Below are 25,832 nucleotides of genomic sequence, written 5' to 3'. Positions count from 1 at the left end.
CTTACCGGTAGGTCACTTGTTTGACGGCCGCAATCACCTCATCAGTGGTGATCAGGGCCAGCTTTTCGAGGTTCGCAGCGTAGGGCATCGGTACATCTTTGCCGGTGCAGTTGATGACCGGGGCGTCGAGATAGTCGAACGCTTCCTGCATCACGACCGAGCTGATGTAGCTGCCGACCGAGCCTTGCGGCCAGCCTTCTTCCACAGTCACCAGACGGTTCGTCTTCATCACCGAGTTGATGATCGCGCCAGTGTCCATCGGGCGGATTGTGCGCAGGTCGATAACTTCGGCGCTGATGCCTTCTTCCGCCAGTTTGTCGGCGGCTTCGAGTGCGTATTGCATGCCAATGCCGAAGCTGACGATGGTCACATCCGAACCTTCACGCCAAATACGCGCCTTGCCCAGCGGGATGGTCAGGTCATCAACCTGCGGCACGTCGAAAGAACGCCCGTAGAGGATTTCGTTTTCCAGGAAGACAACCGGGTTGGGGTCGCGGATCGCCGATTTCAGCAGACCTTTCGCATCGGCTGCCGAGTAGGGCATCACAACCTTCAGGCCTGGGATCTGCATGTACCACGCAGCGTAGTCCTGAGAGTGCTGCGCAGCCACACGGGCGGCGGCACCGTTAGGACCGCGGAACACGATGGGGCAGCCCATCTGACCGCCTGACATATAGAGCGTCTTGGCGGCAGAGTTGATGATCTGGTCAATCGCCTGCATGGCGAAGTTGAAGGTCATGAACTCGACAATCGGTTTCAGACCTCCAAAGGCTGAACCAACGGCGATGCCTGCAAAACCGTGTTCGGTGATCGGCGTATCTATGACACGCTTGGGTCCAAACTCGTCCAGCAGGCCTTGCGAGATTTTATACGCGCCTTGATACTCGGCGACTTCCTCACCCATCAGGTAGACGTCTTCGTCACCACGCATTTCTTCGGCCATCGCGTCGCGCAGCGCTTCGCGTACGGTTTCGGACTTCATCTCTGCATCAGCAGGCCAATCCGGCGACAGGTCGACCACCGGCGCAGCGGGTGCAGCAGCGGCGGGAGCAGAGGCAGGAGCTGCCGCAGGTGCGGCCTCTGCTGCCGCTTCTGCTGCAGGTGCAGCTGCGGGCAGGGCAGAGGCGTCTTCGCCTTCTTCCACCAGAACCGCGATGGGGGTGTTTACTTTGACCCCTTCGGTACCTTCAGCGATCAGGATTTTGCCAATGATGCCCTCATCAACGGCTTCAAACTCCATCGTCGCCTTGTCGGTTTCGATCTCGGCCATGATGTCGCCCGAGGATACGGTATCGCCTTCTTTGACCAGCCATCTGGCCAGCGTGCCCTCTTCCATTGTGGGCGAAAGGGCGGGCATGAGAATTTCGGTTGCCATGTCTTATTCGTCCTCTCAGGCGTAAATGTCAGTCCAGAGCTCTTCGACGGAAGGCTCGGGGCTTTCTTTCGAGAATTCGGCGGCTTGATTGACGACCTCTTTGATCTCTTTATCGATCGCCTTCAAATCATCTTCGGTTGCGTGTTTGCCGGTCAGCAGCAGCTCGCGCACATGTTCGATCGGGTCGCTTTGTTCGCGGACCTTCTGAACCTCTTCGCGGGTGCGGTACTTGGCCGGGTCAGACATCGAGTGGCCGCGATACCGGTAGGTTTTGACCTCAAGGATGTAAGGGCCTTTGCCCGCACGGCAGTGGGCCACAGCTTTCTCACCTGCGGCCTTAACCGCCAACACATCCATACCGTTGACGATCTCGCCGGGGATGCCAAAGGCCTCGCCGCGGACGTAGATGTCCGGCGACGATGTCGAGCGCGCCTGTGCGGTACCCATGGCGTATTGGTTGTTTTCGATCACAAAGACCACTGGCAGATCCCAGAGAGCGGCCATATTGAACGTCTCATAGACCTGACCCTGGTTGGCCGCGCCATCACCGAAATAGGTGAACGTCACGCCACCGTTCTCTTTGTATTTGTCAGCAAAGGCCAGACCTGCGCCCAGCGGAACCTGTGCACCAACGATGCCGTGGCCGCCATAGAAATGCTTCTCTTTCGAGAACATGTGCATCGAACCGCCCTTGCCTTTGGAAAGGCCGCCTTCGCGCCCGGTCAGTTCGGCCATAACGCCACCCGGATCCATACCGCAGGCCAGCATATGGCCGTGATCGCGGTACGAGGTGATGCGTTTGTCACCTTCCTTTGCGGCGGCTTCGAGGCCGACAACAACCGCTTCCTGTCCGATGTAAAGGTGGCAGAAGCCGCCAATCAGACCCATACCGTAAAGTTGACCGGCCTTTTCTTCGAATCGGCGGATCAGCAGCATCTCGCGGTAGTAGGTTTTGAGCTCTTCCGCAGAAACGTTTGGTTTCTTTGTGGTTTTTCGCGCAGCCATTGTGGCGATCTCCCCCTTTCGGACAGATAGTTTAGCGTTAAACTATCTTCTAAAGCATTTCGGGCGATCTGGCGAGTGTTAATGTGACGCAGCGTCGGATTACGCTAAGCCGCGCCTATCGAAACACAGTAAATTGCTGGAAGAGAAAGATTTTCCAACGAAAATCTCAGTCGATTTAGCGAATGACGATCTCGTCCGCGCGGATCATCCCCAGAACCGAGCGTGCTTGCTGGTCCAGAAGATCGAGATCAAGGTAGGTGTCAGACAGCCGCAGTGTCAGGTTTTCCATTTCGGCGATCTCGGTGTTCAGCTTGGCCAGATCGCGCGACAGAGCGTCCCGTTCCGCTGCAATCTCGACCCGCCGGAACAGGCCATAATCTCCTTGTACGGCGGCAAAGGTGAAATAGACACCCAGCATGAAAGCCACCGAGAAGAAAGCAACTGCGCCCAAACCGGGCCGATGGGAACGGGACACTCTGTTTACCGCCGTATGAAAACTCGCCTCAATAACGGGTCCTTTTCGAACCTCTTTCAACACTATGACACAGGTGATTCGGCTTGTGAATCCCCTGATTCCCAAAAATCAGGGGATGAGTCAGAATGTCTCGTAAGGTAAGCGAAAGCTCACCGCGACAGGACGCACTACTGTTCCAGAGCGGCTACACCGGGCAGGGTCTTGCCCTCCATCCATTCCAAGAACGCGCCGCCCGCAGTGGAGATGTACGAGAAATCATGCGCCGCGCCCGATGCGTTCAGCGCGGCTACAGTATCGCCGCCACCGGCAACTGACACCAACTGGCCCGAACGTGTCAAAGCCGCCGCTTTCAATGCGGCCGCATTGGTCGCTGCATCAAAGGGTTCCAATTCGAACGCGCCAAGCGGACCGTTCCAGATCAGGGTTTGGCTTTTTGCAAAGATCTCGGTGATCGCGTCGACGCTCTCAGGACCTGCATCCAGGATCATGCTGTCTTCGGGGCATTGATCTGCGGGCAGGACCTGATGCGGAGCATGGGCTTCGAATTTGTCTGCAACTACAATATCCGTGGGCAGAACAATTGTGCAGCCCGAGCTTTCGGCTTTGGTCAGGATTTCGGCAGCGGTATCCTTCATGTTCCGCTCAGCCAGCGATTTGCCGACGTTCAGACCTTTTGCGACCAGAAAGGTATTGGCCATGCCACCGCCAATGACAAGATAGTCCACCTTGTCGATCAGATTGCCCAACAACTCCAGTTTGGTGGACACTTTTGCACCGCCTACAACAGCAGTTACGGGCCGTTTAGGGGCACCCAGTGCGCCTTCCAGCGCTTGCAATTCGGCTTGCATCAGGCGACCTGCACATGCGGGCAGAAGGCGCGCCAAAGCCTCGGTCGAACTGTGGGCGCGGTGCGCGGCTGAAAACGCATCGTTGCAATAGACGTCGCCCAGTTTGGCCATGCCTGCCGCCAGATCAGCGTCGTTCTTGGTTTCGGCTGCGTGAAAGCGGGTGTTTTCCAACAGTAGTACCTGACCCGGTTGCAGCGCATCCGCTGCCAGTTCGGCCTCGGTGCCCACGCAATCGGCTGCAAACAGGACCGTGACGCCAAAAGTACTTTCCAGTGTCGGCACCAATTGCTTGAGCGACAGGTTTTCGCGCCGCTCGCCGCCCGGGCGACCGAAATGGGCCAGTAGGATCGGCTTACCACCGGCGGCCAGAATATCGCGTACTGTCGGTGCGATCCGCTGGATACGGGTGGCGTCGGTCACAACACCGTCAACGACTGGCACATTGATGTCGACGCGCACCAGCACGCGTTTGCCGTTCAGATCCATTTCATCCAGTGATTTCCAGCCCATCGTGCAATCCTTCTCAGTGGCAACCGATTTAGGCGGTTCTTTTCCTGCATTTTGCCCGCAGGTCAATGCGTCACTTGGCATTCACGCGCTTGCGGCATAGGTATTTGCGCAAGACAAACGACAGGAGGGCCACATGGCCGAGATCAAAGATCCAGAAAACACAATCATCATCGAGCTGAAAGGCGGCAACGTCGTCATCGAGCTGCTGCCCGACGTGGCCCCCCAGCACAGCGCGCGGATGAAGGAACTGGCCCGTGGCGGAGAATATGACAACGTGGCCTTTCACCGTGTGATCGACGGCTTCATGGCGCAAACCGGCGACGTACAGCACGGCGATATGGAAGACGGTTTCAACCTGCGCATGGCGGGCACAGGCGGGTCCTCGCTGCCGAACGTTCCGGCCGAGTTCTCCAAGCTGCCGCATGACCGCGGTACTCTGGGCGCGGCACGATCGCAAAACCCGGATTCGGCCAACTCTCAGTTCTTCATCAACTTCAAGGACAACCACTTCCTGAACGGTCAATACACCGTTTATGGCCGTGTGATCGATGGTATGGAGCATGTGGACGCCATCGTTCGTGGCGAACCGCCAGCGAACCCGGATCGCATGATCAGCGTCAAGGTGGCCGCCGATGTATAGGCTGGCCGCAGCTTTTGCGCTGTTGGTCAGCCCGGCGCTGGCCAGCGGTCTGCAGATTGAGGTTGAAGGGGAAGGGGCCAATGGCACCATTTCGATCGACCTTTTCGATGACGTCGCACCCAAGCATGTAGAACAGATCACTGCTCTGGCCGCAGATGGCCAGTATGATGGCGTCGTGTTTCACCGTGTGATCGACGGCTTCATGGCACAAACCGGCGACGTGCAATATGGCAACTCCGGCGCTGACGGATTTGACATGCGCTACGCCGGGCGCGGCGGATCCGACCGTCCTGATCTGCCGGCCGAGTTCTCCGACGTCACCTTTGACCGGGGCGTGGTCGGCATGGCCCGCTCGAACGATCCGGATTCGGCCAATTCGCAGTTTTTCATCATGTTCGAACCCGGCCCGTTCCTGGACGGGCAGTACACTGTGGTCGGTCAGGTGACCGACGGCATGGACGTGGTGGATGCGATCAAACGCGGGCATTCCCAGACCGGAGCGGTCACGGGCCAGCCCGACGTGATGAAAAAAGTCACTGTCACCGAATAAGCAGTGAAAGCCCGGCGCGGCCCAAAGCGCCGGGCTTTTTCGATGGTTTATTGATCGATAAAGTCACGGATAGCTTGCGTATAGGCATCCGGCTTCTGAAACGAAGCAAAGTGACTGACATCTTCCAGAACAAGTAATTCTGCCCCCGGAATAGCCTCGGAAATTGCCTGCGAATGCGCCATCAGAATGGCTTCGTCATGCGCGCTTTGAACGACCAGTGTCGGGACAGTGATCGACGATAGCGCCTCCAGTCCTCCGGGTTTTTCAGTGCTCCACATGGCAGCTACCCCTCCCAGGAACGCTTCGAACCCATCTGGTGTGGGGGACATCGCCGCATAATCCTCGGCCATCATACCGACATAGGCACCAAACACTTCGTTGGTTTCCACTGACGGATCGATACCATCCAGCGTCACGTTACCTGCATGGGCAAAATGACTGGCCAGCCGTTCCGGGTTGGTGCTCGAAATCGAATAGCCGATGTTGGCACCGTCGGACCAGCCAACCAGATGCACCTGATCGATCTCCAGATGATCCAACAGTGCCAAGTAATCCTGCGACAGCAATCCGTAGGAATAGGTGCTGCCATCATTGGTTGATCGCCCGTGCCCGCGTGTGTCGGCAACGATAATGGTGTGATCCGTGGCAAGATCGGTAACCTGCGCTGCCCAGATGTCACCATGGGCCAAACCACCGTGGATCATTAAGATCGGTGTGCCCTCACTGTTACCATAGATGGCGTAGTACATATTGATCCCATTGATTTCAGCAGTGCCCGACGTGTTGGCTGGCGGCATCTCAGGGGCTGGTGGGATGCTCAGCCACGGGTCGGCAGCCCAACTGGCGGTGGCCAGGCATCCCAGTACAAATGTAGTCTCTGTAACTTTCATGGTATCCTCCCGTTGATCCCGAGCCTTGGTTCTGCCGGGTTTTACGGAAGGATACGCATATTTTCGGCTGACAGGGAAAAAACCCGTGTCCGCTCAGGTTAATCTTCAGAGGCAGTTACCTTCCAGATCAACGCACCGACCGCGCCGCCGATCAGCGGAGCCACCCAGAACATCCAAAGCTGTGCCAGCGCGGGACCGTCTGCGAACAGGGCGACTCCTGTGGACCGGGCGGGATTGACCGATGTATTGCTGACCGGAATTGACACCAGATGGATCAGTGTCAGCGCCAGACCAATGGCAATCGGTGCGAAGCCGGCCGGTGCCTTGTCTGAAGTTGCGCCCAGAATGATGAAGATGAAAAAGGCGGTCATCACGATTTCGATCACCAGAACCGACATCATCGAATAGCCTTGCGGGGATGCGTCTCCGTATCCGTTTGATGCGAACCCTCCAACCCCTTCGAAACCGGGCGCTCCGCTGACGATCAGATACAATACAACAGCAGCCGCAATCGCTCCGATAACCTGAGCGACCCAGTAGGGCAGCAGATCTTTGGCTGGAAACCTCCCGCCTATCATCAGACCCAAGCTGACCGCCGGGTTAAAGTGCCCGCCCGAGATTGGGCCGACTGTGTAGGCCATTGTCAGAACCGTCAGGCCGAAGGCAAAGGACACGCCAAGCCACCCGATGCCAACATCTGCAACACCTGCGGCCAATACGGCACTGCCGCAGCCTCCGAGAACCAGCCAAAAGGTGCCGAAAAACTCGGCAAGTAATTTTGACGACATGAAATTTCCTCCACAATGCGATGAGGTTAACTGTAATTCAAAAATTAACTTTTGTTAAACTGAGGCGAACGGGGAATTTCCCAGACACCCCCTCACCAAAGGCGACAACTGACTAATGCCACTGTGCAGGGTCCAGATGAAAGAGTTTTGACAGCTGCTCATAGACCTCAGGGTCAGAGTTGCGCAGCGCCTTTGGGCGTTCAAAGAACACTTCGACCGAAACGGCAAAGAACTCCTCATGACCTTCAGCGCCGTAGGGGTCAATCACAGTTGGTCTACCCATTTCAACGGCCTGTACGTGGGCGTCATAAGCTGTCAGAAACGCGGTCTCCCACTCGGAAAAGCTCTGGTTTGCGCTGAGTACGGGCACACCATTGGCCGATCCTGTCAGATCGTCGATCTGGTGGGCGAATTCATGAAAGACAACATTTTGCCCGTCATGATCGTTCATCGCACCACGCTTGCTGTGGGCCCAGGACAGGATGACCGGGCCGCGGTTCCAGCTTTCTCCGGTACGCACGATTTCTTTCTCTGTGACGACATAACCGCTGTGTCGGCTCTGTCTGGATTTGAAAGCACTGGGATAGATCAAAACGGTGGTCAGGTTGTCGTACCAAAGTTCGGTATTTACAACCAGCAGACAGGCTTGTGCGGCGATGGACATTTGCATGTCTTCTGTGACGTCCAGACCGTCACAGCCTATGAACTCGACCTGATCGAGAAACAGGTTGATTTTGCCTTCCAGCTTTGCACGCAGGTCTTGCGGCACCTTCTGCAGGATCGGGACCTGAGCATCGACAAGCTGTCGTTGCTGATCGCTCAGCGGCGCGTCCAACAGGGCCTGGCGGGCCTGTTGCTTTGACCAAAAGTAATACGCCACACCACCAGCGATCAGGGCGACGAGTATCAAAAATACCAACATGGCCCGACCCTAACGTGATCTCAGCGGGATCAAAACCAGTTTCACAGGCAAGCAGTTGCTACAAAAAAAAGACGCCGCAGGTGTTTCTGCGGCGTCTCGGGTCCGACCTGAAAGGTCGAATTATTGTTTGACGTCAGCCGCCGGGTTCGATCCCCCTTTGGCGCTGCGGCCAGGGTTCAGCGGATCGTCCTGACGCTGTACCGAACCTTCGAAATGCGCACCGCTTTCGATGGCGATGGTCTTGTGGATGATGTCGCCTTCGACACGTGCGGTCGAGGTCAGGCGCACCTTCAGGCCACGTACCCGGCCCACGATGCGGCCATTGATTACGACGTCGTCTGCGGTGACTTCACCCTTGATCGTCGCCGATTCACCAATGGTCAGAAGATGCGCGCGGATGTCGCCTTCGACGGTGCCTTCTACCTGAATGTCACCGGAGGTTTTGATGTTGCCGGTGATGTGCAGATCCGAGGACAGAACCGACGCAGGCGGCTTTGGCTTAGGCGCAGTGGCAGGTTTCGACTCGGTTGGAGCAGGGGCCGCTGGGGTCGCCGGAGCGGCAGGTTTGGCCGCCTCGGGTGCCTTGGATGCGGGCTCGTTGATTTTGCTTTTAGAAAACATTTCTCGCAGCCTTGATGTAAGTCATTGGGTTCACGGGCTTTCCGTTCACGCGCACCTCATAGTGCAAATGCGTGCCGGTGGACCGTCCGGTGCTACCCATATCAGCAATATGATCCCCGCGCGAGACCCTTTGACCAACCTTGACGTTGATCTTGGTGTTATGAGCGTAAAGTGTCTCAATTCCAAACGCGTGCTTGATTTTTACAAGCCGTCCGAAACCCGATTGCCAACCTGCATGAGTGACCACACCGTCCGCTGTCGCGAAGATATCAGTGCCGTGCGCACCAGCGAAATCCGCACCGTTATGCATCCGGCGACCACCGGTTTTGGGGTCGCGGCGTGTGCCAAATCCGCTGGTGAAACGCACAGCACTGTGGACCGGGCTGGCGAAGGGGGCCTTTTCCGCAGCAATCCGGTACAGGTTCAACTGGTCCATCTGTTGAAGCAAAATGTTCGCACGGGCTTCGTCGGCGGACAGTTCGTCCTCCTCGCCGCGCGTGCTAAGGGATAAAGGGGTCAGCGGACCGCCCATACCGCTATATCCGCGCCGGACCTCTTCGATGATGCGATCGGTGGGCATCCCGGCCTGACGGAACATTTTGTCCAATGGCTCGACCGAGATCACCATGGCGTCTTCCAACTGGCGGAAGATGGCGTCGCTGCGCTCTTGCATCAGACGGATTTCCAGCTCCAGCTCGTCCCTCTGAACCAATGCATCTCTCGCGTCCGAAGCAATCTGATCCCGCTCTTCGGCCGTGCGCGCCAGTGCGTCCGTCATAAAGGCCATCTGCACCGGGGTGCTGGAGGCTGTCATATACATGTCGGTGTCACTGGTTTCCCGCTCGAGCGCCGCCAGTTCAGTCCGCGCCTCTTCCCGCTGCTTCATGGTACTGCGCAGGGTGGTCTGGATAACCTCTATGCCGGTTTCCAACTCGCGGCGGCGGTTTTCAGACGCCAGAAGTTCGGACTGCATAGCGGAAATCTGCTCAAGTGCAGCGTTAAAGCGGTCTTGAGCTGCCAGTGCTTCCTGCGCGCGGGCGTCCCGTTCGGCTGACAGAATGTTCAGGCGTTCCTGATAGGTCGCCTGATCGCGCTTGGCTTGTTCTCTGAAATTGCCAGACCCGATGCTATCCATCAGAAGAATGGCCGTTGCGACCGCCGTCCAGCCGACCATGACGGCAACGCCGGCAACCGCAATTACCTGCGTTTCCGAACTAAGCCGGATGAAGCGTGTGTCCTTGTCAGATTTTAGAAAGACCCGGCGTTCCGGGAAGTGCCGTTCAAGCAGCGAGTGAAACTTTATTGCCAGACGTGTTCGCACGCGTCCTACCTCTCATCCCCAAGATCGGGACCGGTCGTGGTGCAATAGCCGTCCCTTGGGCCGATTGCATAAACGGCTCGTCGTGAACGGGCAAGTTTGTTGACCAATCTGCGTCAAACGGCGCAAAAATCCCCCCGAGATCGGCGAGAATTTGCCGAAAACAACTAAAAAGTGTCAGTTTGTGACTTCGCCGGGCGCGGGCAGGTCTTCGGTCAGGGGCCAGTAAAAATCGGGGGGCAAGCCGGCTTCGGCGCGCTTTTCCTCGTTAAAGGGTGGCTTCAGGACACCGTGAAAGTATCGCCGGACCAGCGCGTGGAACACATCCTTTGGGTCGGCATTTTCGCGACCGCACAGGAAATGGAACCATTTGGAGCCATAGGCAACATGGCCGACCTCTTCGGCATAGATCACCTCAAGTGCCGCGATGGCTTGGTCCGCCTTGGCCTTGCGGAAGATCTCGATCATACCGGGGGTGACATCCAGACCGCGTGCCTCAAGCACCATGGGAACAACGGCCAGCCGCCCCATCAGATCTTCGGCAGTGTCTTCCGCCGCGCGCCACATGCCTGCATGGGCGGGCAAGGCGCCGTAATAGCTGCCCATGCTTTCCAGGCATTCGCAAACCATCTCGAAATGGCGCGATTCTTCTTCCGCGCATTTCACCCAGTCGTCGTAGAACCCGATGGGCATGGGCACGTGACCAAACCTGGCAATGATGTCCCAGTGCAGATCGACGGCGTTCAATTCGATATGGGCCACGGCGTGCAATAGCGCGATACGCCCGGCCTCGGTCCCCGGTTTCCGCTTTGGCACCTCGCGGGGTGACAAAAGCTTCGGCTTATCCGGGCGGGCGGGGTTCAAGGGGGGCGCTGCCGTGCCAATCTCGATTGGGTCGGCTTCGCCCTTGCGAGCAGCGAACCATGCCGCGGCGTGCGCTTTGGACAGGGCGGTCTTGGCCCGCCCGTCCGCAGTTGTCAGAACCTCGGTTGCCATCTGTGTCAGTGTCTTGGTCACGGGGTCGCTCCGCTTCGGTCGTGTCGAGGCGGGTCTTAAACCGGATGGCATGACAGGTCGAGAGGGGGCTACAGCGCCTTCACCGCCTCAAGCACTTCGTCCACATGACCGGGCACTTTGACCTTTCGCCAAACCTTTGCAATGCGGCCCTCGGCATCGATCACAAAGGTCGAGCGTTCGATGCCCATCGACTTGCGGCCATACATGTTCTTTTCGACCCAGACGCCATAATCCTCGCAAACGGTCGAGTTCTCATCCGACAGAAGCGGCGTCGTCAGCCCATGCTTGGCCACGAACTTGTCATGCTTTGCGACGCTGTCGCGCGAAATGCCGAAAACGTGAGCACCCGCATCCGCAAACGCCTGAAGCTGTTCTGAAAAACCGATGGATTCCTTTGTGCAGCCCGGCGTATCATCACGAGGATAGAAGAATAAAACCACGGTGCCACCGCGCAACGCCGAAAGCGTCACCTCGCCACCGCCGTCGCGCGGCAAAGTGAAGTCAGGGGCCATGTCAGAAATATCGGGCATTGGAAACTCCGCTAAAGGTTTTTAAAGGCTGCCTGATATCATAGGGCGACACGTGCGGGTTGGAAGGCGTGAATAGCAAATTGAAGCAACGCGAGGACGACGAAGGGGAGGCGCCGAACAAACCGGTACGCCGCCGGTCGCGCCGTCGCGCTGCCGGAATTTGGGCCATGCGCGGGGCGATCATGCTGGTGCTGTTGGCGATGTTCACCGGTTTCATGGTCGTCGGTCAAAGGATGCACGCGCCAGCCTGGCTGAGGGATAGGGTCGAGACGCGGCTGGAACAGGCATTGGGCGGGCTGCAAATCCGATTTGGCGATGTCAGTTTCATCATCCATGAGGGCTGGCGGCCCCGGCTGCGCCTGACCGATGTGTCCATCAGCGACGCTGCGGGCCAACAGATTGCGCAGGTCTCGGATATGCGTGCCAGCCTTGCCATGCGCCCTTTGCTGCGTGGGCATGTCCGGCCGAAACGCATCATCCTGAGCGGTGCGCAGATCGCCCTGACCCGCGACACGGATGGGGCTTTGATCCTGACCGTCGGATCAGGCAGCGCACCGGTGCAAGAGGCACCAAACCTGGCAGAGTTGATCGAGGCGTCCGATCAGGTGTTCCTGTCTCCGGCCCTGTCGGCACTAACCTCGGTCGAACTTGACGCAATCACACTGGATTACCGGGATTTGCGGCAGGGGCGGTCCTGGGTGTTGGACGGCGGGCATATTCAGGCAAACCGCAGCGACAACGAAGTACGACTGGCCACCGGGTTTTCGGTTCTGGCCGGGCGGGATTACGTCAGCGCGATCGAGGCCAATTACACCAGTATCCTGGGCAGTCCCGCTGCACAGTTTGGTATTTCGGTCTCGGACCTGCCCGCAGAAGACATCGCCGGTCAGAGCCCAGTGCTTGCGTGGTTGCAGGTTCTGCGGGCCCCGATCTCGGGCGCTTTGCGGGGCAGTATCGACGAAAGCGGTGCTATCGGTACAGGTTTCGCGACCCTCAACCTTGGTGCGGGGGCTGTGCAACCCAATCCCGAAACTCGCCCGGTGCCGTTTGAATCTGCCCGCACTTATTTCACCTATGACCCGAAATCCCAGGCGTTGGATTTCAACGAGGTTTCGGTGGTTTCTGCCTGGGGTGAAGTACAGGCGGACGGCAAGGCGTTCCTGCAGGGCGTGGAAGAGGGCGTTCTGGACAGTTTGACCGCGCAGATGCGTTTGTCCGGCATCAACGTGAACCCTGCCAATCTGTTTCCCGAACCAATCCAACTGTCGCGCGCCAGCGTGGATTTCAAAATGGTGTTGGACCCGTTCGAGTTGCAACTGGGGCAGGTCACCATCGAAGACCCGGGCCACATCATACGCGCCTTTGGGGTCCTGAGCGGTCGTCCTGACGGTTGGGCGGTCAAGCTGGATGCCCATCTGGATCAGATGACCTCGGACAAGGTGCTCAGTTACTGGCCTGAACGCTTGGCGCCCAAGCCGCGTGAGTGGGTCACCGAAAACCTTTATGAAGGGGTTCTGTCCGACATGGACTTTGCCCTTCGGCTTGAACCCGGATCGAAACCCGATCTGTATTTGGATTTCGGATTCGAGAAGGCCAAAATCCAGTTCGTTAAAACCCTGCCGCCAATCGAAAACGCTCAGGGTCAAGCTAGCCTGCTCAATCAGCGCTTTACCGTTACCGCACAGCAGGGGGTGGTGGTTGCCGATGAAGGTGGTGCCGTGGATGCCTCGGGCACGTCCTTCATCATACCCGATACGGATATCAAGAAATCGGCCCCTGCGATCGCGCGTATTCGGGCCAAAGGCAGTGTGACGGCGGCCTTGTCGTTGTTGGACCGTCCGCCACTTGAATTGTTGACCAAGGCGGGGCTGCCGGTCGACCTTGCAGAAGGAACGGCATCCCTGGCTGGCACATTATCGTTGCCGCTGAAAAAGGGGCTCAAATTTCAGGACACCGAGTTTCACTTTGACGGCCATCTGGCCAACCTGTTGAGTGATCGTCTGGTTCCCGGATTCACGGTCAGCGCCGCTTTGCTGGATCTGTCCGGCAACCAGTCCGGCGTTCAGATTGAAGGGCTGGGACAATTCGGAGATGTCCCGCTTGAGGCGCTTTGGCGGCAACCGATTGATGGAAAAACCGCACAGCGCAGTACATTGACAGGCCAGATCGAATTGTCGCCACGCCTGATGGATGAAATCGGCGCAGGGCTTCCGCCGGGGATGCTGACCGGGTCTGGGATTGCGGACATCTCCTTGGGGCTTGGCGCGGACGAACCACCGAAATTGTCCGTTTCGTCAGACTTGCAGGGCGTTGCGCTTGCGATACCGGAACTTGGTTGGCGCAAAGCGGCGTCCGCTTCGGGATCTCTGACGGCCGAAGCGACCTTGGGCAAACAGCTGAAGGTAGACAGCCTGCGCATTGAAGGCGCTGGCCTGCGAACCAGCGCCTCCATCACCTTTCGGGACAACGGCGATTTTGACCGCATCCAATTCAGCTCATTCGATCTTGGCAATTGGTTGGCCGTTCCCGCTGTGATGATCGGACGCGGCGATGCTGTCCCGGATATACGCGTGCTGGGCGGTGTGCTGGATATGGGAAAAGCGACGTTTGGCGAAAGCAGCGGTGGTGGCGGGGCTGGCCCCAAGCTGGATGTTGCATTAGACCGCCTGCAAGTCACCGAAGCCGTGGCGCTGACGGGTTTTCGCGGCTCTTTTCAAACAACCGGGGGTGTGAACGGGGGATTTACGGCGCAGGTCAACGGCGGGGCAGCGGTTTCAGGGCAGGTGACCCCGCGTGGAAACCGCAGCGCAGTGACGCTGACTTCGAAAGATGCGGGGGCCGTTTTGCGTTCTGCCGGGGTGCTGACCCAGGCGCGCGGCGGAGACATGACCCTGAACCTCGAGCCGGTAACAGCGCCCGGCAACTACGACGTCATCCTGAAGATTGTGAATACGCGCATCACCGATGCCCCGGCCATGGCGGCCTTGCTGAACGCGATCAGCCTTGTTGGCCTGCTGGATGAGATGGCGGGACAGGGCATCTTCTTCTCGGCCATAGACAGCCGCATGAGAGTCACGCCCACCGAAATCAAAGTGCTCAGCGGCAGTGCAGTCGGACCGTCCATGGGCCTGTCATTTGATGGCACCATCGACACAGTGAATGAGATGCTAAACCTGCGCGGGGCCATTTCGCCGATCTACTTGCTGAATGCGGTCGGCAGCGTCTTTACCCGCAAGGGCGAAGGGGTGTTTGGCTTTAACTACACACTTACCGGACCACTTGCGTCACCAAAAGTCTCGGTCAATCCCTTGTCCGGCCTTGCCCCGTTGTTTCTGCGCGACCTGCTGCGCCAGCCCGCCCCAAAGGTGTCGGACGGCCCCAACGCTGTTCCCCTGAAACCTGACGAACCGAAACCCACCTTTGGCTCGCGTCCCAGCGACCGCTGACAGCATATGGCCGAATCCTTTTCGGGGATGTATGGCGCGCGCATGAAACTCAGCGATTTTGATTTCCATCTGCCCGAAGACCTAATTGCCACGCGCCCCGCCAGTCCGCGCTCGTCTGCGTGTTTGCTGGTGGCACAGGGTGATGTGACGACGGACAGCCATGTGTTCGACCTGCCGGATTTCCTGCAACCAGGCGATCGGCTGGTGCTGAATGACACGCGGGTTATCCCGGCACGGCTGAACGGTCGCCGTCATCGGGACAGTGCGCAAGGCCCGGTTTCGGCAGGCATCGAGGCCACATTGCTGGACCCTCAGGCAGATGGCACATGGTCGGCACTGATCAAGCCGCTGAAAAAGGTGAAGATTGGGGAAGAGATTGTCTTTTCGGACGATCTGAGCGCAACGCTGTGCAAGGTTGAGGACGGTCAGGCGTATCTGAGGTTCAACCTGAGCGGAGAGGACTTTGATGCCGCCTTAGAGCAGGCCGGAGCGATGCCGTTGCCACCTTACATCGCGGCCAAACGTCCGGCGGATGAACAAGACAAGACCGATTACCAGACCATCTGGGCGCGAAATTCAGGCGCGGTTGCTGCCCCGACCGCCTCGTTGCATTTCGATGATGCGCTGATGAACGCGTTGGCCGACCGTGATGTGAATTTCACACACGTGACCCTTCACGTGGGCGCGGGCACGTTCCTGCCCGTCAAGGTAGAAGACGTGACCACCCATAAAATGCATGCAGAATGGGGGCAGGTGAGCCCGGAGGCAGCAGCCGAGATTCAGGCAACCAAAGACGCAGGCGGGCGTGTCATCCCGGTGGGCACCACGGCCTTGAGGTTGATCGAAAGCGCCGCGCGGTCCGGTACAATCCAACCTTGGGAAGGGGAGACCGATATTTTCATCTATCCCGGTTTCAAGTTCCACGTCACCGACGCGCTTATGACCAATTTCCACCTGCCGAAATCAACGCTATTGATGCTGGTGTCGGCGCTTATGGGGCAAGACCGGATGCTCAAGGTGTATGATCACGCGATTAAGCATAAATACCGTTTCTTTTCTTACGGCGACGCGTCGCTTTTAATCCCGTGAAGGGCGCAGGCGAAGCATCAAAACAGTTCAATGTCGTAGACAAGCGCGACAGAAGCGGTCTTTGATCGCAGAACACCTCACACTTTAGGTTGGCATCAGTCGGAGACCCCAATGATTCAGGTTCTTTCCAGCGCATGGGCGTTGCTGCTCGGCATGGGGTTGCTGATGGTCGGAAACGGCCTTCAAGGCACGCTTCTAGGTGTTCGTGGCGAAATCGAAGGGTTTTCGACGCTACAGATGTCCTTTGTGATGTCAGCCTATTTTGTCGGTTTTCTCGGCGGCTCTCGTCTTGCACCTGAAATGATCCGACGCGTGGGTCATGTGCGCGTCTTTGCGGCGCTGGCCTCTTTCATCTCTGCTGTCATGATTATGTACCCGATGCTCACGGACCCAATAGCCTGGGTTCTGGGGCGGGTGGTGATCGGCTTCTGTTTCTCAGGCGTGTATGTCACCGCCGAAAGCTGGCTGAACAACGCGGCCAATAACGAGAACCGGGGGCAGGCATTGTCCCTGTATATGATCGTTCAGATGTCAGGGATCATTGGTGCGCAAGCCCTGTTCCTGGTCGGTGATCCTGCGGGATATGAGACCTTTGTCATCGCCTCGATCCTGGTATCTGTGTCTTTTGCGCCAATTTTGCTGTCCATTTCGCCAACACCAGCCTTTGACACCACCAAGCCCATGACCCTGCGCGAGTTGATGCAAAACTCGCCGCTGGGATGTATCGGTTTGTTCCTTCTGGGTGGGGTATTCTCTGCTCAGTTTGGTATGTCGGCGGTGTACGGGGCACAGGCGGGGCTTAGCCTGGTTGAAATCTCGACCTTCGTGGCTGCGTTCTATGTCGGCGCGGTTGTGCTCCAATATCCGCTGGGGTGGTTCTCAGACCGTATGGACCGGCGTGTTTTGATCTTTCTGGTCGCAACGGTAGGGGCTGTCGCGGCCCTCGCAGGAATGCTTTACGGGGTGACTTTCGAGATCCTTTTGGTCTCAGCCTTTTTGATCGGCGGTATGTCCAACCCGTTGTATTCATTGTTGATCGCACATACCAACGACTTTCTTGAACACGAGGATATGGCTGCGGCGTCCGGTGGTCTTGTGTTCATCAACGGCTTGGGTGCCATCGCAGGCCCATTGATCACCGGTTGGCTGATGGGCGATGCCGTGTTTGGCCCGCCCGGCTTTTTCCTGATCATTGCTGTGCTGCTGTTCTTTCTTGCGGTGTATTCCGCATACCGGATGACGCAGCGCGCCTCGGTTCCCGTGGACGAAACCGGCACAATGGCGACATTGTATCCAACTGCGTCACCAGTTGCGTTCGAAGTGGCGCAAGAGGTTGCAATTGAAGCAGCCGAAGCAGAGGCCGAAGAAAGCGCGCAGGAAACCGCTTAAGACACGAATTTATGTCGAATATGTTGCAATATGTTACTGTAACAGTTCTGTAAAACGGCCTTAAATGACCTTACGTCCCTTTTTGCGGGCATAAGACGGAGTTTAAGGCAATGGCAACGCCTGAAGAGGTATTGAGTTTTTGGTTAGATAAGGTTGGTCCGAAAGGCTGGTACATACAGGATGAGGCGCTGGATGCAGAAATCCGCGATCGTTTCCTGTCAACTTGGGAGGCAGCGGTAGAGGGCAAGTTTTCGCTCTGGCTGACATATCCCAGCGGCGCACTGGCTTACATTATTTTGACGGACCAGTTTCCACGTAACATGTTCCGGGGTCAGGCGCGTGCTTTCGCGACAGACCGGGCGGCTTTGGCGGCGGCGAAATGCGCGGTCGACAAAGGTTGGGACAAAAAGATCGACGAACCGGCGCGGCAGTTCTTTTACCTGCCTATGATGCACTCGGAAAACCTGTGCGATCAGGAGCGCTGTGTGCGGTTGATCTGCGAAAACCTGAGCCGGGATACAAGCAACCTGCTGCACGCAAGGGCGCATCGCGAAGTGATCCGCAAGTTCGGCCGGTTCCCGTATCGAAACGAAGCGCTGGCGCGCAATTCGACCCCGCACGAGGTCGCATATGTCGACATGGGTGGATACGGTTCCACTGTGCGCGAACTTCAAGCGACCGTTTGACGACACTCAACGTTGTGGCAGACCGTGCAAAACTTTGCGCGGTGCCACTTTATGAGTCTGGCTCGCATCCTTTGAAGTCCAGTACGCGCTGGGACACGACGTCGGCACCTTTTTCGATGGCCTGAGCAATCAAAACTTGAGGCTCGTCCGACAGGTTGCTCAATCGTTCCTGCGCTGCCTGTAACTTTTGTTCCAAGCTGTTCAGGCGGGTCAAAGCTGACCGGAGCTCTTGCGCAGCTGCACTATTCGCCCCAGGATTTTCCAGCGACAAATCGGCCAGGTCGGCACGCAATGCCGCAAGCTCTGTTCTCGTGCCATTCACTTCATCCCGGATAGGGGCAACGGCCTGCACGGTTTGGGAAAACTCTGCTGTGATGCTCTCGACCTTGGACGCAAGTTGCCAGCCCAGAAACAGGCACAGCGCCACAAGGATCAATGTGGCGTTGAGCAGAGCAAGCAGCAGGTCTTTAAGGGTTTTCGCCATGATCAGCCTCTTGAATGTCATTTGTTTAGAAATGCTCGAACGGTGTCGGCGGTTCTGTTCTAGCCACAGAGAGAGCTTGGGTATAGGCTGAATCCCGCACATTGAGGCATTGCTTACCCTGCGTCGCTTTTGTCGCGGGGGCGACCTGTTGATGTGTTTCGAAAAGTAGTTTAATGGTAAACTAATTTTTCAACACCTGCGCCGAGAGGGACACATGGCTGCACAATCTTATGATCTGATCGTAATCGGGGCTGGCCCCGGCGGCTACGTCGCTGCAATCCGCGCAGCCCAGCTGGGGCTGAAAACTGTTGTTGTAGAACGCGAGCATCTGGGTGGTATCTGCCTAAACTGGGGCTGCATTCCGACCAAAGCATTGCTGCGCTCGTCCGAGGTGTTTCACTTAATGGAGCGCGCTAAGGATTTTGGTTTGAAGGCCGACAAGATTGGCTACGATCTGGATGCGGTGGTGAAAAGGTCACGGGGTGTGGCCGGGCAACTGTCTGGCGGGATTGGCCACTTGTTGAAGAAGAATAAAGTCGCAGTGGTGATGGGCGAAGCCACGATCCCTGCCAAGGGCAAGGTCAGTGTCAAAACCGAAAAAGGCACCGAAGAGCTCACAGCCAAGAGCATCATTCTGGCCACCGGTGCGCGGGCGCGGGAATTGCCGGGGCTTGAGGCAGACAGTGATCTGGTCTGGACCTATAAACATGCGCTGCAACCGCCGCGGATGCCAAAGAAGCTGTTGGTCATTGGGTCCGGCGCCATCGGTATCGAATTTGCCAGCTTCTACAACACGCTGGGTGCCGATACGACCGTGGTAGAAGTGATGGATCGCGTTCTGCCCGTCGAAGACGCCGAGATCAGCGCCTTTGCCAAGAAAGCCTTTACCAAGCAAGGCATGACCATCATGGAAAAAGCCATGGTCAAGCAACTGGACCGTGCCAAGGGCAAAGTAACGGCGCATATTGAGGTCAAGGGCAAGGTTGAGAAACACGATTTCGATACCGTGATCTCGGCTGTTGGCATTGTCGGCAATGTCGAAAACCTCGGGCTTGAGGCTTTGGGGGTCAAGATCGACCGCACGCATGTGGTGACGGATGAATACTGCCGCACCGGAGTAGAAGGGCTCTACGCCATCGGTGACATCGCCGGCGCGCCTTGGTTAGCGCACAAGGCCAGCCACGAAGGTGTAATGGTTGCCGACCTGATCGCCGGTCAACATGCGCACCCGGTCAAACCCGAAAGCATTGCAGGATGTACCTACTGCCAGCCTCAGGTCGCGTCCGTGGGCTACACGGAAGCCAAAGCCAAAGAGCTGGGCTATGACATCAAAGTCGGTCGCTTCCCCTTTATCGGCAACGGTAAGGCGATTGCCTTGGGTGAGCCGGAAGGGTTGATCAAAACCGTCTTTGACGCAAAGACCGGAGAGCTGCTGGGTGCGCACATGATCGGCGCGGAAGTCACCGAGCTGATTCAGGGCTATGTTGTCGGACGCCAGTTGGAGACCACAGAAGAAGACCTGATGAACACGGTCTTCCCACACCCAACCTTGTCGGAGATGATGCACGAAAGCGTTCTGGACGCTTATGATCGCGTGATCCATATGTAAGGGACGGGGGCGCTGCCCCCGCCGCGGCAAGCCGCGACTCCCCCGAGGTATTTATAGCCAGATGAAGCAAGGGATCCGTACTTCATCTGGTCCAAAATACCTCGGAGCGCGAGGCAGAGCCTCGCAAAAAACTTACTTGTTCAAAGCATCCAGAATTCGGGCCCATGAGCGGATGCCCTTGTGGAAACTTTTGACGTCATATTTCTCATTCGGAGAATGGATGGCATCATCTTCGTTTGCATAACCAACCAGCATCGAATCGAGCGCCAGCACGGTGTTGAAATACCCGACGACCGGGATTGACCCGCCCATGCCTGTAAACACTGCCTCACGCTCCCACTCATCAGAAAGGGCCGCGCGCGCAGCTTCGAATTCTGGGCGGTTGATGTTCATGACAGAAGCAGGCGAGCCTTCCGAGTCATTATCCCAAACGACTTTAGCATCCGGAGACAGGCGTTCCTCAACGTGATTGCGGATTTTCGTGCGCAGCGCATCGGGGTTCATATCGCCCACAAGGCGGCAAGTAATTTTGCAATGGGCTTCCGACGGGATCACGGTTTTCGAACCCGCGCCATTGTAGCCGCCCCATAGGCCGTTCACCTCCAGCGTTGGACGTGCCCATTGCTGTTCGAGTGTCGAATAGCCCTTTTCACCATGCGGCTGGGTGTAGCCGACCGAGTTCAGGTAGTCTGCTTCGTCGAAACCGCAGTTTTGCCACTGGCGCAACTGGTCTTCGGATACTTCGTGCACGCCCTCATAAAACCCTTCGACCGCGACGCGCCCGGTTTCGTCATCGTAGAACGAGGCGACGATTTTTGACATTTCCCGCAGCGGGTTCAGGCCGGGGCCACCATAGTGGCCGGAATGCAGATCGATCCGGGGGCCTATGATTGTGAACTCGTCCTTCAGCATTCCGCGCAACTGGGCGGCAATCGAGGGAACGCCGCGTGACACCATCGAGGTGTCACAAACCAGTGCCAAATCTGCTTTAAGCTCGGCCGCATTTTCCTTGAGGAAAGGAACGAGAGAGGGTGAGCCGGATTCTTCCTCACCTTCGAAGAAAAAGGTAATGCGACAGGGCAGGGACCCATGCACGGCCTTCCAGGCCCGGCAGGCTTCGACAAAGGTCATCAATTGTCCTTTGTCATCAGATGCGCCGCGCCCGCGGATCACCGGACCATGTGCTGTTTCTTCGATCGCGGGATCGAAAGGATCGCGGGTCCACAGGTTCAAAGGGTCGACTGGCTGAACATCGTAATGACCGTAGAATAGAATATGCGGGGCTTCTGCGTCCTCTCCCACATGTCCGACGACCATAGGGTGGCCTGGAGTTTCCCGCTTTTCAGCAGCTACTCCAATGCTGCGGAGGTCATCGACAAGCCAATCTGCGGCGCGGCTCACTTCGTCCTTGAATGCGGGATCGGTTGAAATGGACTGGATTCGCAGCAATTCCATCAGGCGGTCGATCGACGTTTGCAGATCATCGTCAATCCGGTTCAGCACGGTGTCTAGTGACATAGGGGGCTCCTGCTTTTCTAGGTTGGGCGAACCCTAACAGCGTCAACCGCGCCGTCCAGTGCGGTTGTGACGAAAAGTTGAGCGGTCCACTCAGCACTGTCGCGCAACGGCGCCTGCGTCGTTTCCACGCGTTCGATGGCCGTAACTTTACTTGTCGTAGGAGGCGCAACCTTTTATTTGATGCAAATCAAAGTTGGGTTCACCTGTTCGGCTGTAACCAGCTAAACTAAAGAACGCAAAGCTGCTGAAACAGGTTAGACTGTGTAAGGTGGCAGACTATTTGCCCAAGGGAAACCGTTTTGGGCGCTCAAGGAGGGTCCGTTGGACTATACTGCTCAGCTCGATTCAGCGATTGCCAGGCTGCATGACGAAGGACGTTACCGGACCTTCATCGACATCGAACGTCGCAACGGACATTTCCCTCATGCGGTACGCACGCGTCCGGATGGGTCGCAGCAGAACATCACCGTTTGGTGCGGCAACGATTACCTGGGCATGGGGCAGCACCCGGTGGTTCTGAATGCCATGCACGAGGCGGTTGATGCCGCAGGTGCAGGGTCTGGCGGGACGCGCAACATCTCGGGCACCACGGTCTTTCACAAAAGGCTTGAGGCCGAGCTGGCTGATCTGCATGGCAAAGAAGCCGCGCTGCTGTTCACAAGCGCTTATATTGCCAATGACGCAACGCTCAGCACTCTGCCCAAGCTGTTTCCTGGTCTGATCATTTATTCCGACGCGCTGAATCATGCATCGATGATTGAAGGTGTGCGCCGCAATGGTGGTGCCAAGCGGATCTTCCGGCACAATGACGTGGCGCATCTGCGTGAGCTGCTTGAAGCAGACGATCCTGCCGCGCCTAAGCTGATTGCGTTTGAGTCGGTTTATTCGATGGACGGCGATTTTGGCCCGATTGAAGAGATCTGCGATCTGGCCGATGAATTCGGAGCTCTGACCTATATCGACGAAGTTCACGCGGTTGGGATGTACGGCCCGCGTGGCGGCGGCGTGACCGAGAGGGATCGTCTGGCCCATCGGATCGACATTATCAATGGCACGCTCGCCAAAGCATATGGCGTTATGGGGGGCTATATCGCCGCCAGCGCCAAGATGTGTGACGCTGTGCGCTCTTACGCGCCGGGTTTCATTTTCACCACTTCGTTGCCGCCTGCTGTCGCTGCGGGCGCCGCCGCTTCAGTTGCGCATCTGAAAACTGCTCAGGATCTGCGCGACCAGCATCAGACCCAGGCAAAGATCCTCAAGCTGCGGCTGAAAGGGATGGGCCTTCCTCTGATTGATCATGGCAGCCACATTGTGCCCGTGATCGTTGGCAACCCTGTGCACACGAAAAAGCTCAGTGATATGTTGCTGGATGATTATGGCATTTACGTGCAGCCAATCAATTTCCCGACTGTCCCGCGCGGTACCGAAAGGCTTCGGTTTACCCCGTCTCCGGTGCATGGACCCGACGAAATGAACCGTTTGGTGCAGGCGATGGACGAACTTTGGTCACATTGTGCGCTAAATCGCGCCGAACTTGCCGGTTAACCTCACGCCAAAGTGTGCAACGTGATTGCCGCGTGTTAAGCTTAGGTTAACAAAATTGGCAGACGAATCATTGTGGGGATGATTCGCCGCTAACGCGAAATACGCGACAGGCAGAATGGGGCAGCAGGGATGATTGGGCGCAGATCTCAGCGCGAGTCCGAAGAAGATGTAGACGTCAGGCCAAAAGGTTTTGACGATTACGAGATTCGTTTAGGCGACAAGATGCGCGGTGAACGCGCAACGATGGGCAAATCTCTTCTGGATGTTCAGCGCGAACTGCGGATTAAAGCCAACTATATCGCCGCAATTGAAAACGCCGATCCTGATGCATTTGATACACCCGGCTTCATAGCCGGGTATGTGCGTTCTTATGCACGATATCTGGGCATGAACCCGGATGAGACTTTTGCGACCTTCTGCCAGGAAAGTGGGTTTGAAGTGGCGCACGGCATGTCGGCCGAGGCATCTGTAGTCCGCAAACCTACGGGCGGTCTTCCGGCACGCGGCCCGATGGGGCGTGACCCGTTCATCTCGCCCAACACGCCCTTCATTCCGGGCAAGGAACCTCTGGTCAGCCAGATTGAGCCTCGGGCCATCGGGTCTTCGCTGGTCTTGTTGGCGGTAATTGGCGGCATCGGCTATGGCGGCTGGGCTGTTCTGAACAAAATCCAGCAGGTGCAAGTCAGCCCGGTGGAACAAGCCCCCGTCGTTCTGTCTGATCTTGATCCTCTGGATGCAGCGCGCAGCACAGTTTCGGACAGCCCTGTCGAGACGGCAAGCGCCGAAGCACTCGACCGGCTTTATCGTCCGCAGGCTTTGGACGTTCCGGTTCTGGTGGCACGTGACGCGCCGATCTCAACTCTTGATCCGCGTGAGGTCGGAACGTTCCGCCCGCCGGAATTGCCGCAGTTCGAAGTGGCAGATGTACACACAGTTGAACGTCCTGCATTGCCACAGGTGGTCGAGCAGATCGACACCACGCTAAAGATCGTGGCCGTTGACCCGGCTTGGATGCGCGTGACTGCGGCTGACGGCAGCATCATCTTTGAAGGCACTTTGGGCACGGTTGAGCAGGGGAGCGTTTTTGAGGTGCCCCTGACAGAAGAACCACCGCAGTTGCGGGCCGGGGCGTCTGGGTCGGTTTACTTCTCAATGAACGGTGAGCATTACGGCCCGGCCGGGGCACCGGGTACGGTTGCCAAAGGTGTCGTCCTGTCGAAAGATGCCGTGTCCGAGACTTATGCCGTTGCCGATCTTGAGGCCGAGCAGAACAGCGCGCTCAAGCAACTGGTGGCTGAACTGCAGACCGAGGCGACAGAAGCGCCCGCCGAGTGATCTAGCCATTGCGGTGACCCCGTTGCCGAACTATCTACAGTCGCAACTCTGGCAGACGCGGATCCGTCCTTATGTCCCTCAATCACGTACGCCCCTGGCGCGACATCTATCGCCGTAAATCCCGTCAAATCATGGTTGGCAACGTCCCGGTTGGCGGCGACGCGCCCATCGCGGTGCAGACCATGACCAACACGCTGACCACCGATGTGGCAGCGACGGTGGCGCAGGTTCAGGCCGCGGCCGAGGCGGGCGCCGATATTGTACGCGTTTCGGTTCCGGATGAGGCATCTTCCAAAGCGTTGAAAGAAATCGCGCGCGAAAGCCCCGTGCCGATTGTGGCAGATATTCACTTTCACTACCGCCGTGGCATCGAAGCAGCCGAGGCAGGGGCCGCCTGCCTTCGCATCAATCCCGGCAACATTGGCGATGAAACCCGTGTGAAGGAAGTGATCCAAGCTGCGCGCGACCACAACTGTTCGATCCGCATTGGTGTGAACGCAGGGTCTTTGGAAAAGCACCTTCTTGAAAAATACGGCGAGCCATGCCCCGAGGCGATGGTGGAAAGCGGGTTGGAACATATCCGTATCCTGCAAGACAACGACTTTCACGAATTCAAGATCAGCGTGAAAGCCAGCGACGTTTTCCTGTCTGCCGCTGCTTATCAAGGTATTGCCGAGGCTACTGACGCGCCCATTCACTTAGGTATCACCGAGGCTGGTGGGCTGGTCAGCGGCACCATCAAATCGGCCATCGGTCTGGGGAACCTGCTGTGGATGGGAATCGGTGATACGATCCGCGTCAGCCTGTCCGCTGACCCGGTGGAAGAGGTCAAAGTTGGATTTGAAATCCTGAAATCTCTGGGTCTTCGCCATCGCGGTGTGAACATCATTTCGTGCCCGTCCTGCGCGCGGCAGGGCTTTGACGTGATCAAAACCGTGGAACAGCTTGAGCACAGGCTAGAGCACATCAAGACGCCGATGAGCCTTTCGATCATCGGCTGCGTCGTGAACGGTCCGGGCGAGGCTTTGATGACCGACGTAGGCTTTACCGGCGGCGGCGCGGGGTCTGGCATGGTCTATCTGGCGGGTAAGGCAAGCCACAAGATGTCCAACGATCAGATGATTGATCACATCGTCGAGCAGGTAGAAAAGAAAGCGGCTGAACTGGACGCACAGGCCGAAGCGGCAGAGTAGCCCTGCACACGGTCGGGGTCTGCTTCGCGTCGTAAATGGCAAGTCTGCA

23 protein-coding genes are annotated in these 25,832 nt (G+C 57.4%); 10 read left to right on the top strand and 13 right to left on the bottom strand.

Annotated features, from left to right (window positions below; genetic code table 11):
• Position 1: 1 nt before the first annotated feature.
• From ACR0EV_RS09555 to ACR0EV_RS09540, 4 genes are all read right to left on the bottom strand, one after another.
• Positions 2–1,375, bottom strand: a complete 1,374-nt coding sequence (locus ACR0EV_RS09555; RefSeq protein WP_480799873.1) for a pyruvate dehydrogenase complex E1 component subunit beta — start codon at positions 1,373–1,375, stop codon at positions 2–4.
• 15 nt (positions 1,376–1,390) lie between these two features.
• Positions 1,391–2,380, bottom strand: a complete 990-nt coding sequence (gene pdhA, locus ACR0EV_RS09550; protein WP_480799872.1) for a pyruvate dehydrogenase (acetyl-transferring) E1 component subunit alpha — start codon at positions 2,378–2,380, stop codon at positions 1,391–1,393.
• Between the two features lie 175 nt (positions 2,381–2,555).
• On the bottom strand, positions 2,556–2,855 hold the full coding sequence (locus ACR0EV_RS09545) for an FtsB family cell division protein (RefSeq protein WP_171185806.1): 300 nt from the start codon (positions 2,853–2,855) through the stop codon (positions 2,556–2,558).
• A gap of 167 nt (positions 2,856–3,022) precedes the next feature.
• Complete coding sequence (locus ACR0EV_RS09540) at positions 3,023–4,213, bottom strand: phosphoglycerate kinase (protein ID WP_480799871.1); 1,191 nt, start codon at positions 4,211–4,213, stop codon at positions 3,023–3,025.
• 133 nt (positions 4,214–4,346) lie between these two features.
• On the opposite strand from ACR0EV_RS09540, the gene ACR0EV_RS09535 reads away from it, so the two are divergent.
• Positions 4,347–4,853: a peptidylprolyl isomerase gene (locus tag ACR0EV_RS09535; RefSeq protein ID WP_171090671.1), complete on the top strand. Its 507-nt coding sequence runs from the start codon at positions 4,347–4,349 to the stop codon at positions 4,851–4,853.
• Positions 4,846–5,403, top strand: coding sequence for a peptidylprolyl isomerase (locus tag ACR0EV_RS09530; RefSeq protein ID WP_480799870.1), 558 nt, complete (start codon positions 4,846–4,848; stop codon positions 5,401–5,403). Before ACR0EV_RS09535 ends, ACR0EV_RS09530 begins: the two co-directional genes overlap by 8 nt.
• A gap of 47 nt (positions 5,404–5,450) precedes the next feature.
• Here ACR0EV_RS09530 and ACR0EV_RS09525 read toward each other — a convergent pair whose 3' ends face one another.
• From ACR0EV_RS09525 to ACR0EV_RS09495, 7 genes are all read right to left on the bottom strand, one after another.
• Positions 5,451–6,293, bottom strand: coding sequence for an alpha/beta fold hydrolase (locus ACR0EV_RS09525; protein WP_480799869.1), 843 nt, complete (start codon positions 6,291–6,293; stop codon positions 5,451–5,453).
• Positions 6,294–6,391: 98 nt separating this feature from the next.
• The gene (gene aqpZ / locus ACR0EV_RS09520) at positions 6,392–7,081 is read right to left on the bottom strand and encodes an aquaporin Z (RefSeq protein ID WP_480799868.1); all 690 of its coding nucleotides are present in this window, start codon (positions 7,079–7,081) and stop codon (positions 6,392–6,394) included.
• Positions 7,082–7,193: 112 nt separating this feature from the next.
• A complete protein-coding gene (locus tag ACR0EV_RS09515) occupies positions 7,194–8,003 on the bottom strand; it encodes a M90 family metallopeptidase (protein WP_480799867.1) in 810 nt (269 codons plus the stop codon).
• Positions 8,004–8,123: 120 nt separating this feature from the next.
• On the bottom strand, positions 8,124–8,624 hold the full coding sequence (locus tag ACR0EV_RS09510; protein ID WP_171090660.1) for a bactofilin family protein: 501 nt from the start codon (positions 8,622–8,624) through the stop codon (positions 8,124–8,126).
• Positions 8,614–9,945 (bottom strand): DUF5930 domain-containing protein, encoded by a 1,332-nt coding sequence (locus ACR0EV_RS09505; protein WP_480799866.1) that lies wholly within the window; start codon positions 9,943–9,945, stop codon positions 8,614–8,616. The genes ACR0EV_RS09510 and ACR0EV_RS09505 overlap by 11 nt, the downstream gene beginning before the upstream one ends.
• A gap of 174 nt (positions 9,946–10,119) precedes the next feature.
• Positions 10,120–11,010, bottom strand: coding sequence for a ferritin-like domain-containing protein (locus tag ACR0EV_RS09500; RefSeq protein ID WP_480799865.1), 891 nt, complete (start codon positions 11,008–11,010; stop codon positions 10,120–10,122).
• 17 nt (positions 11,011–11,027) lie between these two features.
• Entirely contained in the window at positions 11,028–11,489 is a 462-nt protein-coding gene (locus ACR0EV_RS09495; RefSeq protein WP_171090654.1) for a peroxiredoxin, read from the bottom strand.
• 68 nt (positions 11,490–11,557) lie between these two features.
• Here ACR0EV_RS09495 and ACR0EV_RS09490 point away from each other — a divergent pair, with 68 nt between their 5' ends.
• From ACR0EV_RS09490 to ACR0EV_RS09475, 4 genes are all read left to right on the top strand, one after another.
• Positions 11,558–14,935: a YhdP family protein gene (locus ACR0EV_RS09490; RefSeq protein WP_480799864.1), complete on the top strand. Its 3,378-nt coding sequence runs from the start codon at positions 11,558–11,560 to the stop codon at positions 14,933–14,935.
• 42 nt (positions 14,936–14,977) lie between these two features.
• Positions 14,978–16,024, top strand: coding sequence for a tRNA preQ1(34) S-adenosylmethionine ribosyltransferase-isomerase QueA (gene queA / locus ACR0EV_RS09485; protein WP_480800007.1), 1,047 nt, complete (start codon positions 14,978–14,980; stop codon positions 16,022–16,024).
• A gap of 111 nt (positions 16,025–16,135) precedes the next feature.
• Positions 16,136–17,413: an MFS transporter gene (locus ACR0EV_RS09480; protein WP_480799863.1), complete on the top strand. Its 1,278-nt coding sequence runs from the start codon at positions 16,136–16,138 to the stop codon at positions 17,411–17,413.
• A 110-nt stretch (positions 17,414–17,523) separates the two neighbouring features.
• Positions 17,524–18,099, top strand: coding sequence for a DUF924 family protein (locus ACR0EV_RS09475; protein WP_480799862.1), 576 nt, complete (start codon positions 17,524–17,526; stop codon positions 18,097–18,099).
• 49 nt (positions 18,100–18,148) lie between these two features.
• Here the strand turns inward: ACR0EV_RS09475 and ACR0EV_RS09470 are convergent, their stop codons facing one another.
• A complete protein-coding gene (locus ACR0EV_RS09470) occupies positions 18,149–18,583 on the bottom strand; it encodes a hypothetical protein (protein WP_480799861.1) in 435 nt (144 codons plus the stop codon).
• A gap of 214 nt (positions 18,584–18,797) precedes the next feature.
• Here ACR0EV_RS09470 and lpdA point away from each other — a divergent pair, with 214 nt between their 5' ends.
• The gene (lpdA, locus tag ACR0EV_RS09465; RefSeq protein ID WP_480799860.1) at positions 18,798–20,192 is read left to right on the top strand and encodes a dihydrolipoyl dehydrogenase; all 1,395 of its coding nucleotides are present in this window, start codon (positions 18,798–18,800) and stop codon (positions 20,190–20,192) included.
• Positions 20,193–20,324: 132 nt separating this feature from the next.
• Here the strand turns inward: lpdA and ACR0EV_RS09460 are convergent, their stop codons facing one another.
• Positions 20,325–21,710: a M20/M25/M40 family metallo-hydrolase gene (locus ACR0EV_RS09460; protein ID WP_480799859.1), complete on the bottom strand. Its 1,386-nt coding sequence runs from the start codon at positions 21,708–21,710 to the stop codon at positions 20,325–20,327.
• Positions 21,711–22,031: 321 nt separating this feature from the next.
• On the opposite strand from ACR0EV_RS09460, the gene hemA reads away from it, so the two are divergent.
• From hemA to ispG, 3 genes are all read left to right on the top strand, one after another.
• Positions 22,032–23,255 (top strand): 5-aminolevulinate synthase, encoded by a 1,224-nt coding sequence (hemA, locus tag ACR0EV_RS09455; protein WP_480799858.1) that lies wholly within the window; start codon positions 22,032–22,034, stop codon positions 23,253–23,255.
• A gap of 129 nt (positions 23,256–23,384) precedes the next feature.
• Positions 23,385–24,590, top strand: a complete 1,206-nt coding sequence (locus ACR0EV_RS09450; RefSeq protein WP_480799857.1) for a helix-turn-helix domain-containing protein — start codon at positions 23,385–23,387, stop codon at positions 24,588–24,590.
• A 71-nt stretch (positions 24,591–24,661) separates the two neighbouring features.
• A complete protein-coding gene (gene ispG, locus ACR0EV_RS09445) occupies positions 24,662–25,783 on the top strand; it encodes a flavodoxin-dependent (E)-4-hydroxy-3-methylbut-2-enyl-diphosphate synthase (protein ID WP_480799856.1) in 1,122 nt (373 codons plus the stop codon).
• The last annotated feature ends 49 nt before the right edge of the window (positions 25,784–25,832 follow it).

It is taken from the genome of Ruegeria sp. CF8, from assembly GCF_056537285.1.
The sequence above is the reverse complement of the archived record's forward strand: the minus strand, read 5'-3'. Positions and strand labels throughout refer to the sequence as shown.

Coding starts and splice junctions, on each gene's coding strand:
- aqpZ (WP_480799868.1), bottom strand. CDS start 7,081: ATGTCGTCAAAATTACTTGCCGAGTTTTTCGGCACCTTTTGGCTGGTT.
- ACR0EV_RS09515 (WP_480799867.1), bottom strand. CDS start 8,003: ATGTTGGTATTTTTGATACTCGTCGCCCTGATCGCTGGTGGTGTGGCG.
- ACR0EV_RS09495 (WP_171090654.1), bottom strand. CDS start 11,489: ATGCCCGATATTTCTGACATGGCCCCTGACTTCACTTTGCCGCGCGAC.
- ACR0EV_RS09450 (WP_480799857.1), top strand. CDS start 23,385: ATGATTGGGCGCAGATCTCAGCGCGAGTCCGAAGAAGATGTAGACGTC.
- ACR0EV_RS09525 (WP_480799869.1), bottom strand. CDS start 6,293: ATGAAAGTTACAGAGACTACATTTGTACTGGGATGCCTGGCCACCGCC.
- ACR0EV_RS09530 (WP_480799870.1), top strand. CDS start 4,846: ATGTATAGGCTGGCCGCAGCTTTTGCGCTGTTGGTCAGCCCGGCGCTG.
- ACR0EV_RS09470 (WP_480799861.1), bottom strand. CDS start 18,583: ATGGCGAAAACCCTTAAAGACCTGCTGCTTGCTCTGCTCAACGCCACA.
- ACR0EV_RS09480 (WP_480799863.1), top strand. CDS start 16,136: ATGATTCAGGTTCTTTCCAGCGCATGGGCGTTGCTGCTCGGCATGGGG.
- ispG (WP_480799856.1), top strand. CDS start 24,662: ATGTCCCTCAATCACGTACGCCCCTGGCGCGACATCTATCGCCGTAAA.
- ACR0EV_RS09460 (WP_480799859.1), bottom strand. CDS start 21,710: ATGTCACTAGACACCGTGCTGAACCGGATTGACGATGATCTGCAAACG.
- ACR0EV_RS09500 (WP_480799865.1), bottom strand. CDS start 11,010: ATGCCATCCGGTTTAAGACCCGCCTCGACACGACCGAAGCGGAGCGAC.
- ACR0EV_RS09535 (WP_171090671.1), top strand. CDS start 4,347: ATGGCCGAGATCAAAGATCCAGAAAACACAATCATCATCGAGCTGAAA.
- ACR0EV_RS09540 (WP_480799871.1), bottom strand. CDS start 4,213: ATGGGCTGGAAATCACTGGATGAAATGGATCTGAACGGCAAACGCGTG.
- queA (WP_480800007.1), top strand. CDS start 14,978: ATGAAACTCAGCGATTTTGATTTCCATCTGCCCGAAGACCTAATTGCC.
- ACR0EV_RS09555 (WP_480799873.1), bottom strand. CDS start 1,375: ATGGCAACCGAAATTCTCATGCCCGCCCTTTCGCCCACAATGGAAGAG.
- lpdA (WP_480799860.1), top strand. CDS start 18,798: ATGGCTGCACAATCTTATGATCTGATCGTAATCGGGGCTGGCCCCGGC.
- pdhA (WP_480799872.1), bottom strand. CDS start 2,380: ATGGCTGCGCGAAAAACCACAAAGAAACCAAACGTTTCTGCGGAAGAG.
- ACR0EV_RS09475 (WP_480799862.1), top strand. CDS start 17,524: ATGGCAACGCCTGAAGAGGTATTGAGTTTTTGGTTAGATAAGGTTGGT.
- ACR0EV_RS09510 (WP_171090660.1), bottom strand. CDS start 8,624: ATGTTTTCTAAAAGCAAAATCAACGAGCCCGCATCCAAGGCACCCGAG.